The sequence below is a fragment of the Mesorhizobium sp. M1342 genome (assembly GCF_040317955.1).
In the GTDB taxonomy this organism is placed as follows: domain Bacteria; phylum Pseudomonadota; class Alphaproteobacteria; order Rhizobiales; family Rhizobiaceae; genus Mesorhizobium.
The window spans coordinates 36275-49560 of sequence record NZ_JAMYLI010000030.1; the positions used below are offsets into that span (position 1 = coordinate 36275).

Annotated in this window: 13 protein-coding genes and 1 pseudogene; 10 read left to right on the forward strand and 4 right to left on the reverse strand. The window is 62.8% G+C overall.

Going from position 1 to position 13286, the window contains the following annotated elements:
- The first annotated feature begins 140 nt into the window (after positions 1 to 140).
- Complete coding sequence (locus NKH06_RS26175) at positions 141 to 920, forward strand: Bax inhibitor-1/YccA family protein (protein WP_023811308.1); 780 nt, start codon at positions 141 to 143, stop codon at positions 918 to 920.
- A gap of 110 nt (positions 921 to 1030) precedes the next feature.
- Complete coding sequence (locus NKH06_RS26180; protein ID WP_352894598.1) at positions 1031 to 1603, forward strand: GNAT family N-acetyltransferase; 573 nt, start codon at positions 1031 to 1033, stop codon at positions 1601 to 1603.
- Positions 1604 to 1718: 115 nt separating this feature from the next.
- Here the strand turns inward: NKH06_RS26180 and NKH06_RS26185 are convergent, their stop codons facing one another.
- Together NKH06_RS26185 and NKH06_RS26190 are read right to left on the reverse strand one after the other, a co-directional pair.
- Positions 1719 to 2105 (reverse strand): DUF2794 domain-containing protein, encoded by a 387-nt coding sequence (locus NKH06_RS26185; RefSeq protein WP_023811306.1) that lies wholly within the window; start codon positions 2103 to 2105, stop codon positions 1719 to 1721.
- 600 nt (positions 2106 to 2705) lie between these two features.
- Positions 2706 to 3506: a DUF1223 domain-containing protein gene (locus tag NKH06_RS26190; protein ID WP_352891681.1), complete on the reverse strand. Its 801-nt coding sequence runs from the start codon at positions 3504 to 3506 to the stop codon at positions 2706 to 2708.
- 172 nt (positions 3507 to 3678) lie between these two features.
- Here NKH06_RS26190 and NKH06_RS26195 point away from each other — a divergent pair, with 172 nt between their 5' ends.
- Entirely contained in the window at positions 3679 to 4350 is a 672-nt protein-coding gene (locus NKH06_RS26195) for a ceramidase domain-containing protein (RefSeq protein WP_352894601.1), read from the forward strand.
- Between the two features lie 128 nt (positions 4351 to 4478).
- Here the strand turns inward: NKH06_RS26195 and NKH06_RS26200 are convergent, their stop codons facing one another.
- Positions 4479 to 5090, reverse strand: a complete 612-nt coding sequence (locus NKH06_RS26200) for an LOG family protein (protein WP_127289311.1) — start codon at positions 5088 to 5090, stop codon at positions 4479 to 4481.
- A 143-nt stretch (positions 5091 to 5233) separates the two neighbouring features.
- On the opposite strand from NKH06_RS26200, the gene NKH06_RS26205 reads away from it, so the two are divergent.
- Positions 5234 to 6691, forward strand: a complete 1458-nt coding sequence (locus tag NKH06_RS26205; protein WP_352894604.1) for a LysM peptidoglycan-binding domain-containing protein — start codon at positions 5234 to 5236, stop codon at positions 6689 to 6691.
- Between the two features lie 27 nt (positions 6692 to 6718).
- On the opposite strand, the pseudogene NKH06_RS26210 reads toward NKH06_RS26205, so the two are convergent.
- A pseudogene (locus tag NKH06_RS26210) lies at positions 6719 to 7509 on the reverse strand (NAD(P)H-dependent oxidoreductase).
- Positions 7510 to 7604: 95 nt separating this feature from the next.
- On the opposite strand from NKH06_RS26210, the gene NKH06_RS26215 reads away from it, so the two are divergent.
- From NKH06_RS26215 to NKH06_RS26240, 6 genes are all read left to right on the forward strand, one after another.
- The gene (locus NKH06_RS26215; protein ID WP_031213735.1) at positions 7605 to 8537 is read left to right on the forward strand and encodes a LysR family transcriptional regulator; all 933 of its coding nucleotides are present in this window, start codon (positions 7605 to 7607) and stop codon (positions 8535 to 8537) included.
- A gap of 67 nt (positions 8538 to 8604) precedes the next feature.
- Positions 8605 to 8937 (forward strand): ArsR/SmtB family transcription factor, encoded by a 333-nt coding sequence (locus tag NKH06_RS26220; protein ID WP_031213736.1) that lies wholly within the window; start codon positions 8605 to 8607, stop codon positions 8935 to 8937.
- 76 nt (positions 8938 to 9013) lie between these two features.
- Positions 9014 to 10894: an ABCB family ABC transporter ATP-binding protein/permease gene (locus tag NKH06_RS26225; protein WP_023813732.1), complete on the forward strand. Its 1881-nt coding sequence runs from the start codon at positions 9014 to 9016 to the stop codon at positions 10892 to 10894.
- Between the two features lie 121 nt (positions 10895 to 11015).
- Entirely contained in the window at positions 11016 to 11363 is a 348-nt protein-coding gene (locus tag NKH06_RS26230; RefSeq protein ID WP_023813733.1) for an antibiotic biosynthesis monooxygenase family protein, read from the forward strand.
- Between the two features lie 283 nt (positions 11364 to 11646).
- Positions 11647 to 12345, forward strand: coding sequence for a phosphatidylserine decarboxylase (locus NKH06_RS26235; RefSeq protein ID WP_352442157.1), 699 nt, complete (start codon positions 11647 to 11649; stop codon positions 12343 to 12345).
- Positions 12346 to 12348: 3 nt separating this feature from the next.
- Entirely contained in the window at positions 12349 to 13167 is an 819-nt protein-coding gene (locus tag NKH06_RS26240; RefSeq protein WP_502895160.1) for a CDP-alcohol phosphatidyltransferase family protein, read from the forward strand.
- Positions 13168 to 13286 lie beyond the last annotated feature (119 nt).

The following is a 13286-nucleotide window of genomic DNA, read 5'->3' on the forward strand; positions in this document are numbered from 1 at the left end:
AACCGTTACATCCGGTTACGGTCTTGTTCTTGACGCGAATAACCATCATATTTCGCCACAGGCATGCTGGAGCCCTGCCAGCGGCGCCTGGGTCCGGAAGGACCTGACACCGGACGGGGCAGAAGCAATAGAGGACTACAATGGCTGATCCCATTCGCAACTACCAGACGCGCGCCGTGCCCGGCGTCAGCGTCGGTGCCGACATCGATCAGGGCCTGCGCGCCTACATGATCAAGGTTTACAATCTGATGGGGCTTGGCCTCCTCATCACTGGTCTTGCCGCTGTCGGCACGATCATGCTGGCCACCACCACCGATCCGGCTTCGGCTGTCGCGACGCTGCCAAGCGGCGAGATGCTGACCTCGTTCGGCTACGCGATCTTCGGTTCGCCGCTGCGCTGGGTGGTGATGCTGGCGCCGCTGGCCGCCGTGTTCTTCCTGTCGTTCAGGATTCAGTCGATGAGCGTCGCTGCCGCGCAGACCACGTTCTGGGTCTATGCCGGTCTCGTCGGCCTGTCGCTGTCGTCGATCTTCCTGGTCTACACCACGGCAAGCATCTCGCAGACCTTCTTCGCCACCGCCGCCGCTTTCGGCGCGCTGTCGCTGTTCGGCTACACCACCAAGCGCGACTTGACGGCAATGGGCTCGTTCCTGATCATGGGCGTGTTCGGCATCATCATCGCGTCGGTGATCAACATCTTCCTGCAGTCGTCGGCGCTGTCTTTCGCCGTGTCGGCGATCGGAGTGCTGGTCTTCGCCGGCCTCACCGCCTATGACACGCAGAAGATCAAGGAGATGTATTTCGAGGGCGATGCTACCGATGTCGCCGGCCGCAAGGCGATCATGGGCGCGCTGAGGCTCTATCTCGACTTCATCAACCTGTTCATGTTCCTGCTGCAGTTCATGGGCGACCGCCGCTAGTACAGCAGCGCTTGGACCATCGAGTTCCAGAAGGGCGGCCCAACGGCCGCCCTTTTCTTTTGTCTTGGCCTTTGCTGTTATTGCGAGCAGAGAAACGACATGCATAAACAATGAGCAATATTACGATCCGGCCTGTCACGGTGGCCGACCTCGACAGCGTCACGGCCATCTATGCCGACGCGGTGACCCAAGGCACGGCGAGCTATGAGCTGGAGCCGCCGAGCCGCGCGGAGATGGGTGTTCGATTCGACAGCCTGATGGCCGGCGGCTTTCCTTACCTGGTGGCGGAGAAGGACGGCACTGTTCTCGGCTACGCCTATGCCGGCGCCTTCCGGCCGCGCCCGGCCTATCGCTTCATCGTCGAGGATTCGGTCTATGTCGCGCCCGAGGCCAAGGGCCAGGGCGTCGGGCTCAAGCTGATGCAAAGCCTGATCGAGGCAGTGACGACGGCGGGCTTTCGCCAGATCATCGCGGTGATCGGCGATGGCCGTCCCGACAGTGCCTCGGTGCGGATGCACGAAAAGCTCGGCTTTCGCTATTCGGGACGCCTCGAAGGTTCCGGCTACAAGCATGGGCGCTGGCTGGACACGGTGTTCATGCAGCTGTCGCTGAATGGTGGGGCATCGGCGCCGCCCGATCCGAGCTCGCTGCCGGAGCGGAAGTTTCGCCTTAGAGGGGGCTGAAGCGAGGAATTGGGGAATTGAAGAACTGAAGAACTGAAGAACTGAAGAAGAAGGCGGTTACATCAGGCGTCGAGTGCCCTTTTCTTCAATTCTCCAGTTTCTTCAATTCCGTAGCTCAAGCCTCTACAACCTTGAGCTTGCTGTCGAACACACCAAGCACGCGGCCAAGTTCCTGGCCGCGCTTCAGGATGCGGCCGCCGGCGGCGATGACGGCGAAGGCGCCCTGCTTGCGGGCCAGTTTCGGATCCTTGACGATCTGGAACAGCGGCACTTCGCTGGTGCGGCGGAATACGGAAAACACGGCGCGGTCCGCAAGATGATCGATGGCGTAGTCGCGCCATTCATTGGCAGCGACCATGCGTCCGTAGAGCCTGAGAATCTGGTCCAGCTCGCGGCGGTCGAACCGCACCGGCTGATCGAGACGTTCGCGTCGCGCCTCGTGCAGCGGGATCAATATCGCGGATGCGTCCCCATCCCCCGTCCCGCCGCTGTCATCCGTCATGCCTCGATCCTTCAAAATGAATCTTTGCCAACCAAAGTTGGCGTGTTCGCGACTGAATTGCAAGGCCCGGCGAACCGAGCCCCGCGCCGCGCTGTTTCCGTCACGTCCAGTCACTTTTATGAAACGCCGTGTTGGAATTGGTGATGTTCCGCCACATTTCTGCCTTTTTTTATCCGCGCTCATGCCCCAATGTCCGACGAATTTACCGGTGTTGCCTGAGACGGTTCGGTCCGGCACCGGCTCGTAAACCCCAAGCCCCCCGCCCACGGGTCTGCGTCGGATCGAACCAACCTCGGTTCTTCTTCGGAAGAATCGGGTGCGACGATCCCAAAACCTAAATGACCGACGTCAGAAGCAAGCTGACGTCGGTTTTTTATTGGGGTGAGTCGAGTGCGGTTTCACCGAGCGTCGCGTCCCCCTCACCCGGATTGCCAACCGAATTGCGAAGGGGCAATTCGGGACAATCCGACCTCTCCCCGAGGGGAGAGGAGATCGCGGGGGCGCTTTATCTCTTCTCCCCTCGGGGAGAAGGTGGCCGCGAAGCGGCCGGATGAGGGGGCCTCCCATCCACAGTGCGAAGATGGGGGGCGCCGGCGTCCGTTACGGCTTGTGGATGAACGCGGCGCCGAGAATAGGACCGGGCATGCCGTCCTTACCGACCGACTGCAGCAGCACGGCGCAGCCGCCCTTTTTGGCAATCTCGCTCATCGGCAGTTCGTAGCGCTGTGCCTTGCCATGCCACATGCCGGCGGTCTGTATCCCGGTGACGGCGTTCCAGTAGGTCATCTTGCGGCCGGTATTCTCGCCCTCGCCGACCTTGACCGTCTGCGGCGGGTCGAAATAGACGATGACGACATGGGCGTCGCTGGGGCCGTTGCCGGCATCGCCGGCGTCGATCGTCACACGGTCGCTGGTGCGGCTGACCTTGACGGCGACGCGCATGCCTTCGCCGCTCTTGGCCATGCGGGCGAGCGCGCCATCAACCTCGCCGCGGCTGGCGCCGTTGACGTGGACACGGCCATTGATGACGGCCTGCGGCGTATAGACGGAGCGGCTGCCGAAGGCGCGCATGTAGTCGTATTGCCGCTCGGTGTTCTCCTTGCGGCCCAGCGTGTCCTGCCAGCCGAGATAGTCCCAATAGTCGACGTGATAGGCGAGCGCCACGATATCTTCCTTGGCGGCAAGTTCGGAGAACAGAGTATCGGCCGGCGGGCAGGAACTGCAGCCTTGGCTGGTGAACAGCTCGACCACGCCCAATGGCTTGTCGATCTGGGGCCTGTCGATCTGGACCCGGTCGGCATGGGCGCGATCGGATTCGCCGGCATGCCCGGCGCCGGCAGACGCCGAGAAGGCCAGCGCAAGAGCTGCCAGCCACAATGATTTTCGCGAGGCCATGGCCATTCCGATTCCCGCCGGTGGTGCCGGCTTTATCTTGATTGCTAAAATATGTGGCAGAACCGGAAGTCAACGGGAAGTCACGTTGCAGTGAAATTTTGCCATTGCAGCTGACCGCAACCCCGCAATAGGAAGGATCTGCGCTTCAGGATAGAAACCGATTCGGGCGGCAATCACGATGTGGCAAACGTTTTTGGCGCCAGTCGACCTCTATTGCGAGCGGACCGGCCCGGAATTCTGGTCCGAACCCGTCAACGCCCTGACCAATCTCGCCTTCATCGCCGCCGGCCTGTGGGGCGTGCGCGAGGTGCGAAGGCTGGGCACCGGCGCCTTCGCCGAGGTGCTGGCCTGGTGGGTGGTGGCGATCGGCATCGGTTCGACGATCTTCCACACCTTTGCCACCAAGGGCACGGTCTGGGCCGACGTGCTGCCGATCGCCGGCTTCACGCTGGCCTACACGCTGTTCAATTTACGCCGCTTCCTCGGCATGCGATGGGGCAAGGCCATCGCCATCTTCATCGCTTTCTATGTGATTGCCGGGGCGATAACCCTTGCCGTGCCGGACTGGCTGCGCCAGGCGTCGAACGGTACGACGTGCTATCTGCCGCCGTTCCTGGCGCTCGCCTTCTTCGGTGTCTGGGTGACGGTGAGCGGCAATCGCGCCGGCTGGTATAATCTGGCGGGCTCGGCGATCTTCGTCGTGTCCGTCATCTGCCGGATGATCGACCCGGTGGTCTGCGGCAGCTTTCCGCTCGGAACGCACTTCCTCTGGCACATCCTCAACGGGCTGATGCTCAGCGTGCTTTTGGCGGCGGCGGCGCGGTTTGGGAAGCCGAAGGTAGGGGAATAGGGGAATAGGGGAATAGGGGAATAGGGGAATAGGGGAATAGGGGAATAGGGGAATAGGGGAATAGGGGAATAGGGGGCGCCGTTCCCAGGCACTTCACATATTCCCCTACTGCCTTACTCCCGTATTCCCTACATCTTGTCTATCACCGACTGCACGCCTTCGGTCGGGGCGTCGACGGACGATCCTGCCACCATGATGGCGGCGACGATCGCTTCGGGGTCGTCAATGACCAGCGGCTTGACCCGCTGTGCGGTGTGGATGAAGCCTTCGGCGGCCATGTGATCGAGCAGCGCCAGCATCGGATCCCAAAATCCTTTGACATTGCCGAAGACGATCGGCTTGCGATGATGGCCAAGTTGTCCCCAGGTCATGATCTCGATGATCTCCTCGACCGTGCCGATGCCACCTGGCAGTGCCACAAAGGCGTCGGATTTCTCGAACATCTTGTGTTTGCGCTCGTGCATGTTGTCGGTGATCAAGAGTTCATCGAGCCGGTCAAGCGCTGTTTCGCTCGCCTCCTTGTTGATCAGGAAGCGCGGAATGATGCCCGTCACCTTGCCGCCGGCCTTGAGCGCGCCTTCGGCGACAGCGCCCATAATGCCTTTGGTGCCGCCGCCATAGACCAGCCGCAGTCCCGCTTTGGCAATCGAGCGCCCGAGCAGGTGCCCGGCCTTGATATAGGTTTCATCGCGGCCCGGAGACGAGCCGCAATAGACGCAGACGGATCGAATCGTGTTCATGCCGATGATTGGTGATTGGGTCTGAAAGCGTGGTCAAGCCCCAAGGGTCAACAAGCCCGGGCTTTTTCTTGTCGGCCCGTTTTTCTTGTCGGCATTGGCAAAACAGGCTAGACCGGCGTTAGGTGGCTAAGGGGTAGGGAAATATGGCAATTAATCCACTGAAGGCGTTCCTGTTCGCGGCGGGTGGGACCGTTGCGGCCGCGGGAACCGCCTATGTATCGGGCGCACTCGACCCGTATCTCAATCCCACGCCGCCGGCGCAAGTGGCGGCGCAGATGCCGCCCGCAGCGCCAAAATCGGCCGATCCCGGCACCGAAGCGCGGCTGCCCGCCGCGGAAGTCCCTGCGGCTCCCGCCGCGGTGCCCCAGGCAACGGCACCGGCCGCGGCTGCGCCGGCTGCGGCCGGTCCGGTCGCACCGTCCTTCGATGTCGTGCGCGTCGAAAGCAATGGCTCGATTGTCGTCGCCGGCAATGCGGCGCCCAACGCCAAGGTCGAGATCCTCAACGGCTCGACGGTGCTTGGCTCGACGGTCGCTGGTCCCGATGGCGCCTTCGTTATCGTTCTCGATGATCCGCTGAAGCCCGGCGATTATACCATCGCGCTGCGCGCGACCACGGGCGATGTCGTAACGCCCTCGGTGCAGACCGCCGTCGTTTCGGTTCCCAAGGATGCGGCCGGCCAGGTGCTGGCCATGGTCGAGGAGCCGGGCAAGCCGGCCGAATTGCTGACCGTTCCCGCGCCCGAGGCAAAGCCGGCTGCTCCGGCCGCCGCGCCGGCTGCTCCCGCAGCCGAAGCGCCCGCAGCTGCTCCGGCACCAGCCGCCCCGGCACCTGCCGTGGTCGACGCAGCACCGGCTCCTGCAGCGCCGGCGACGCCGCCCGCTGCAGGCGTGACCGAGCCCAAGATCGTCGTCGAGGCGGTCGAGATCGACGGCAGCAAGATCTTTGTCGCCGGTCTCGCCGATGCCGGCCGCAAGGTGCGCGCCTATGCCAACGATATCCTGCTCGGTGATGCGCAAACTTCGACGGACGGTCATTTCCTGGTCGAGGCGACGCGCGACATTCCGGTCGGCAGCTACACAATTCGTGTCGACGGCCTCGATACCGACGGTGTGACAGTTGTGGCCCGCGCAGCCGTGCCGTTCGAGCGCGAGCCCGGCGAAGCGGTCGCCGCCGTGGCACCCTCGGCGCCGAAGCCCGTTCAGCCCAAGCCGGCCGCACCTGCCGCCGCCGAGGCGCCGGCCGCGGCCGAGACGGCTCCGGCCACGACGCCTGCTCCCGCCACCGAGGCTCCGGCCGTTGTGGCGGAGGCGACGCCGCCGAGCGATGTGCCCGAGACCGTGGCGCCCAAGCTCGAACATGCCGACGGCGCCGTCATCATCCGCCGCAACGACACGCTGTGGCGGATCTCGCGGCGCGTCTATGGCCATGGCGTGCGCTTCTCGACCATCTACCTCGCCAACCAGGACCAGATCAGCGATCCCGACCGCATCTGGCCGGGTCAGGTGTTCAAGGTCCCGGAAAAGTCGAAGGAAGGCGAAGCCGCCGACCTCAAGGCGATGGGCGAGCAGGCAACGACAGCGCCGGCCAAGACCAACTAGTCCAGGCCATCCAAAGGCCGACGTCAGCTAGTTTGTTGAACCGCTCAGGTGCAGTTTGAATCCGATTATGTTCGGATCTCCCAGGTCGGGGCGTAGCTTCATGCTCGGAATCAAATAGTCGCCGCCATTCTGCCGGCGATAGGGGATGGGTTGCGTGGTCGCGAGCGTTCTCATCCTCTCGCGCAGGCGCTCGGCGGTGGGTTCGAAGTCGGCTTCACCGAAGCGGTCGACGCTATAGGCGACGAATGGCGGAAGGACGTCGTAGCCCGGGTAGTAGAGGATCCCGTGGTTGATCGGGAACAGCAGATCATCGATTGGTCCGTTGACGCCGCGAGGGGCATAGTGCTCCTCCCAGCCGCCGGCGGTCACGATCAACATGCGCGCTTGCCCATCAAGGTTCCCTCGCCGTAGCGGTCGCCCCATCGTTTGTCGCTATGTTCGCCCACGCCGTAAGCGAAGCCGTAGGCAAAGACCCTGTCGACCCAGCCCTTGAGGATCGCCGGCATGGCAAACCACCAGAGCGGAAATTGGAGAATCAGGGCATCCGCCCATAGCAGCTTTGCGATCTCGGCCTTGACGTCCTCTGTCAGCGCGTCGGCCTCGAAAGACTTTTTTGACGCTGCGGCAGGCATCAGCCGCGCGCCCGGCGCCAAAACCGGAAAGTCGGCCCGATCAACCGCTGATTTCCAACCCTGGGCGTAGAGGTCCGTCACCCGCACTTCGTGGCCTTGTGCCTCGAGTTCTCTGATGGCGACGTCGCGGAGCGCGCCGTTGAGCGAGCGGGATTCGGGATGTGCGAAGACAAGTAGGATTTTCATGCGGGGGACTCCGGGGATTGAAAAACTGGTCCCTTAGCTAGGCAATATCGACGCAATCCGCTATATATTCGTAATGCATAAGATTGTGCCGAATAGTGGATAAATCGGACATCACCCTCGAACGCATGCGCACCTTCGTTCGCGTCGCGGAACGGGGCAATCTGTCCTTGGTTGCCGGTGAACTGGGTATCGGACAATCGACGGTCACGCGGCATCTGCAGGAACTCGAAGAGGCAGTGGGTGCGCCTTTGCTCAGCAGGACCACCCGGCGGGTCACGCTGACCGACGAGGGCAGCCGCTACTATGCCAACAGCGTCCAGATCCTGCGCCTTGTCGAGCAGGCCGGCGACGAAGCGCGGGGCGCACGTGGCGCGCCGGCCGGCACCGTCCGGATATCCTGTACTGCCGCTTTCGGGGTCTTGCACACCAGCCGACTCATCTTCGACTTTCAGGACCGATATCCCGACATCGGCGTTGACCTCAGCCTCAGCGATGAGCGTGTCGACCTCGTCAGGGAAGGTGTCGACATCGCGCTTCGGTTGGGGCCGCTCACCGACAGCTCATTGAGGCTGCGGGCCCTCGGCCTGTCACGGCGCCTGCTCGTGGCATCGCCGGATTATCTGGCGCAGCGAGGCAGACCGGCTATCCCGTCGGATCTGTCTGGACATGAGGGTATCCGGATGTCGAACGTGGCGGGGAGTGAAACTCTTGCCTTGCAGGGCGCCGGAGGCGAGCGCCATATGGTGCCTTTCGCGGGGCGCCTGCGTGTCGACCATGGGCTTGCCGCGCGCGAGGCTTTGCTCGCGGGTCGAGGGGTCGCACCGGCTCACCGATGGCTTGTCGACGATCTTTTGGCGGCGGGCCTGCTCGAGACGATACTGGATGATTATTCACTGCCGTCCGCCCCTTTGAACATGCTGATCGTCCCGGAGCGCGCGGGCGTTGCAAGGGTCCGCCTGATGGTCGACTTCCTGGCTGAGCGGATTGCCGGCATCCCGGGGATCGAGAAGTCCAGTCCAAAGCGTTAGCCGCTATCTGCTCTGCCCAGAAGAGTAGCTTGCAGCAGCGTCGACCATCGTTTATCGCCGATGGACGATGAGCGAATCCCTAGCTGAAATAGGTATGCCTGGCTGCGCCCCGGACAGCCGAGCCGTTGCCACCCGGCTGGCAGCACTTTCGCACCCGGCTCGGATCGAAATCCTGAAATACCTGTCCGCAAGCAACTCCTGCTGCTGCCGCGAGGTTGTCGACCGTTTCGATCTGGCGCAGTCCACTGTGTCACAACATTTGAAGATACTGGTCGAAGCCGGGCTGGTCCGGTTCGAACCCGACCGTCAGCGCTCGCGCTACGAGGTCGATCGTGCCGCACTTGCCGATGTTTCCGCGTCGGTGGCCGCGCTCGTCAATTCCTGCTGCTCCGGCCGCTAGACCATGATCCCGAAAAGTGGAGCCCGGTTCTCGGACGAGATCATGGTCAAAAAGACATAAGAAGAAGGCACAAGAAATGGCCGAAAAAACCGTCTCCGACTCCTCGACCTTCAAGACGCTGCTCAATTTGTGGCCCTATATGTGGCCGGCGGATCGCGCCGATCTGAGAGCCCGGGTCACATGGGCGACGCTTCTGTTGGTCGTCGCCAAGCTGACGCTGGTCGCCGGTCCCTATTTTTTCAAATGGGCGACCGACGCGCTGGCCGGCGACGCCAAATCGGTGCCGCCGCTGCCGAGTTTTCTGTTGGCGCCGGTCATGCTGGTCGTTGCCTACAATGTCGTGCGCCTGGTGCAACTTGGCTTCAATCAATTGCGCGACGCCTTGTTTGCCCGTGTCGGCCAATACGCGGTGCGCCAGCTCGCCTTCCGCACCTTCGTCCACATGCACCAACTGTCGCTGCGCTTCCATCTCGAGCGCCGCACCGGCGGCCTGTCGCGCATCATCGAGCGCGGCACCAAGGGTATCGAGACGATCGTGCGCTTCATCATGCTCAACACGGCGCCGACCATCCTCGAATTCGCGCTGACCACCGGCATCTTCGCCTACACCTATGGCTGGAAATACGTAGTCGTCGTCGCGGTCACCGTCTGGGTCTATGTCTGGTTCACGGTCCGCGCCAGCGACTGGCGCATCTCGATCCGCCGCGACATGAACGACAGCGACACCGATGCCAACACCAAGGCAATCGACTCGTTGCTCAATTACGAGACGGTGAAATATTTCAACAATGAGGGCATGGAAGCCGAGCGCTTCGACCGCTCGATGGCACGCTACGAGGTCGCAGCGACCCGGATCTGGACCTCGCTCGGCTGGCTGAACTTCGGCCAAGGCATCATCTTTGGCCTCGGCACCGTCATCGTCATGTGCATGTCGGCGCTGGAAGTGCAGGCCGGCACGCAGACGGTCGGCGACTTCGTCTTCATCAATGCCATGCTGATGCAGCTGTCGGTGCCGCTCAATTTCATCGGCTTCATCTACCGCGAAATCCGCCAGGGGCTGACCGACATCGAGCAGATGTTCGACCTTCTGGATGTGCCGCAGGAGATCGTCGACAAGCCGGACGCGAAGCCACTTACTGTCAGCGCCGGCAAGGTCGAGTTCCGCGACGTGCATTTTTCCTATGACCCCAACCGCAAGATCCTGAAGGGCATCAGCTTCGAGGTGCCGGCCGGCAAGACCGTGGCCATTGTCGGGCCCTCGGGCGCCGGCAAGTCGACCATCTCGCGGCTTCTGTTCCGCTTCTACGACGTCCAGTCCGGCCAGGTGCTGATCGACGGCCAGGATATCAGGGACGTGACGCAGGAGAGCCTGCGCGGAGCGATCGGCATGGTGCCGCAGGACACCGTACTGTTCAACGACACCATCGCCTACAACATCCGCTATGGCCGCATCGGCGCCAGCGAGGAGGATATGCAGAAGGCCGCCGAACTCGCCCAGATCGGCCCGTTCATCGAGCGATTGCCTGACGGTTACAAGTCGATGGTCGGCGAACGCGGGCTAAAACTTTCGGGCGGCGAGAAGCAGCGCGTGGCGATCGCCCGCACCATCCTGAAGGCGCCGCCGATCCTGATGCTCGACGAAGCGACCTCGGCGCTCGACAGCCACACCGAACAGGAAATCCAGGCCGCGCTCGATCTGGTCAGCCGTGGCCGCACCACCATCGTCATCGCCCACCGCCTGTCGACGGTGATTACCGCTGATGAGATCATCGTGCTGCAGGACGGCCAGATCGCCGAGCGCGGCACCCATGCCGAGCTGATGCGCAAGCATGGCCTCTACGCCTCGATGTGGGACCGCCAGCGCGAGGCGACCGAGGCCGAGGAGCGCCTACGCATCGCCCGCGAGGGCGACGAGCTTGGCGTTGTCGTTCGTCGACGAACGTCGGAGGTGAATTGACACCGTTTCCTTCTCCAACGAGGGGAAAAGAGAAAATTTCCGCTTGACCTCAACTTAAGTTGAGATCGTAGGCCGTTCTTGGAGCCCGCCAACTAGCGTGTTTAAAAAACGGAGCAATCGAATGAGCGAGACAAATCAGACTGTTGACGGGGGCAGCGTGTTCAGGGTGGACAAATTCGTCGTCCCGGCCGCCGCTCGCAAGGAGATACTCGCCAAGGTCCGGACGACGCATGAATTGCTGCGCCTGCAACAAGGCTTTGTGCAGGATTTCCTGCTCGAGCAATTCTCAGGCCCAGGCGAATTCAACCTCGTCACCATCGTCGAATGGGAGAGCCAGGCGGCCGTCGACAACGTCGTGCCGATCGTCAAAGCCGCGCACGAGCGCATCGCCTTCAACCCGCAGGAGACGATCGCCCGGCTCGGCGTTCGCGCCGACATCGCCAACTATCAGAGGGTTCCCGGGCTGTAGCAAGGCTGCTACCGCCAGCCGATGCCAGGTGCCGGCGCTTCGACGCTGAGCACCTGGCCGGTGCGGGCTTCAGAAGCCTTCGGATTTGGGATCATGGACGGGCAACCTTTTCCGGCGCCTTGAACCGTCGGTGTCCCGAATTCTGCCGACAACGACACCGACCTAGCAAGCGGATCGCGACCCCTGCCGGCGCACCCAATACGGCCTTCCCTATTGTTGCGTTGCGGCGAGGGGGGCTTTCGGCTATTGAGGCCGGACTTGAAACGGAGCCTGTTTATTACCGATGAGCCTTGTCGATACGGTCAAGAACGCGTTCGTACCGATCCATCGCGAGGGCTATCCCTTCATCGCAGCCTTTGGCGCGGCGACGCTTTTCCTCGGTTATTTCTCCTCGATCCTGTTCTGGATCGGTCTGATACTGACGGCCTGGTGCGTCTATTTCTTTCGCGATCCCGAGCGCGTCACGCCGGTAGATGACCGCCTGGTGGTCAGCCCCGCCGACGGCATCATCTCGGCGGTCGGACCCGCCGTGCCGCCGCGCGAACTCGGCCTCGGCAATGTCGAGATGACCCGCATCTCGGTGTTCATGAACGTCTTCTCCTGCCACGTGAACCGCGCCCCGGTGCGCGGCCGTATTGCGAAAATCGAACATCGGCCGGGCAAATTCCTCAATGCCGAACTGGACAAGGCCAGCACCGAGAACGAGCGCAACGGCCTGGTCATCGAGAGCCCCAATGGCACGGTCGCGGCCGTCCAGATCGCCGGCCTGGTGGCGCGCCGCATCGTCTGCTGGGCCGAGGCCGGCGGCTCGATCGGCACTGGCGAGCGTTTTGGCCTGATCCGCTTCGGCTCGCGTGTCGATGTGTTCCTGCCCCTGACCGCGACGCCGCGCGTTGCAGTCGGCCAGACGGCGGTTGGCGGCGAAACCGTGCTGGCCGAATTCGGCGGTGTTGCCGGCACGCCTCTTGTTCGGGTTTCCTGACCGGTGGGCACGCAATACAAAAAGTTCGAGGCCCATGCCAGCGGCGGTCCGCGCATCCGCGAAATCCCGATGCGCATGGTGCTGCCCAATCTGGTCACCGTGCTCGCCATTTGCGCCGGCCTGTCCGGCATCCGCTTCGGCTTCGAAGGCCGCTTCGAGCCGGCGGTGGTGATGGTGCTGCTTGCAGCCTTCCTCGACGGCATTGACGGCCGCTTGGCGCGGATGCTGAAGGCGACATCCAAATTCGGCGCTCAGATGGATTCGCTGGCCGACATCGTCAATTTCGGCGTGGCGCCGGCTCTGGTGCTCTATGCCTTCCTGCTCGACCGCGCCGGTTCGCCGGGCTGGATCGCGGCACTGCTGTTCGCCATCGCCTGCGGGCTGCGCCTCGCCCGTTTCAACGTGCTCGATGACGAGAAGGCCGATCGCCCCATATGGCAGTCCGAATATTTCGTCGGCGTGCCGGCGCCGGCTGGCGCCGTGCTGGTGATGCTGCCGCTTTATCTCTATTTCCTGCGCACAGGTCTGGAGCCCAGTCGTCCAGCAGCCTTCGTCGCCACCGGCTTCACCATCCTGGTCGCTTTCCTGCTGGTCAGCCGGCTGCCTGTCTATTCCGGCAAGAGCCTGAGAATCCCGGGCGACAAGGTGTTGCCGATCATCCTGGGTGTCGTCCTCTACGTGCTCCTGTTGATGACCTATCCCTGGTACACGCTGACCGCTTCGGTCGCCGGCTACCTGATCTTCCTGCCGTTCAGCGTGCGCGCCTATTCGAAGCGCGCCAAGCTGGAGGGCGAGAAGGTGCCGCCTTCGGATATAGGTTAGAACCTACGCTTTCGTCATCCTAGGGCGAAGCAGGAGCGAAGCGACGTTGCGAAGACCCTGGGATCCATGCCGTGACCTCAGCCAAAAAGCGCAACGGACGAGAACTGGCAATCGCTTGG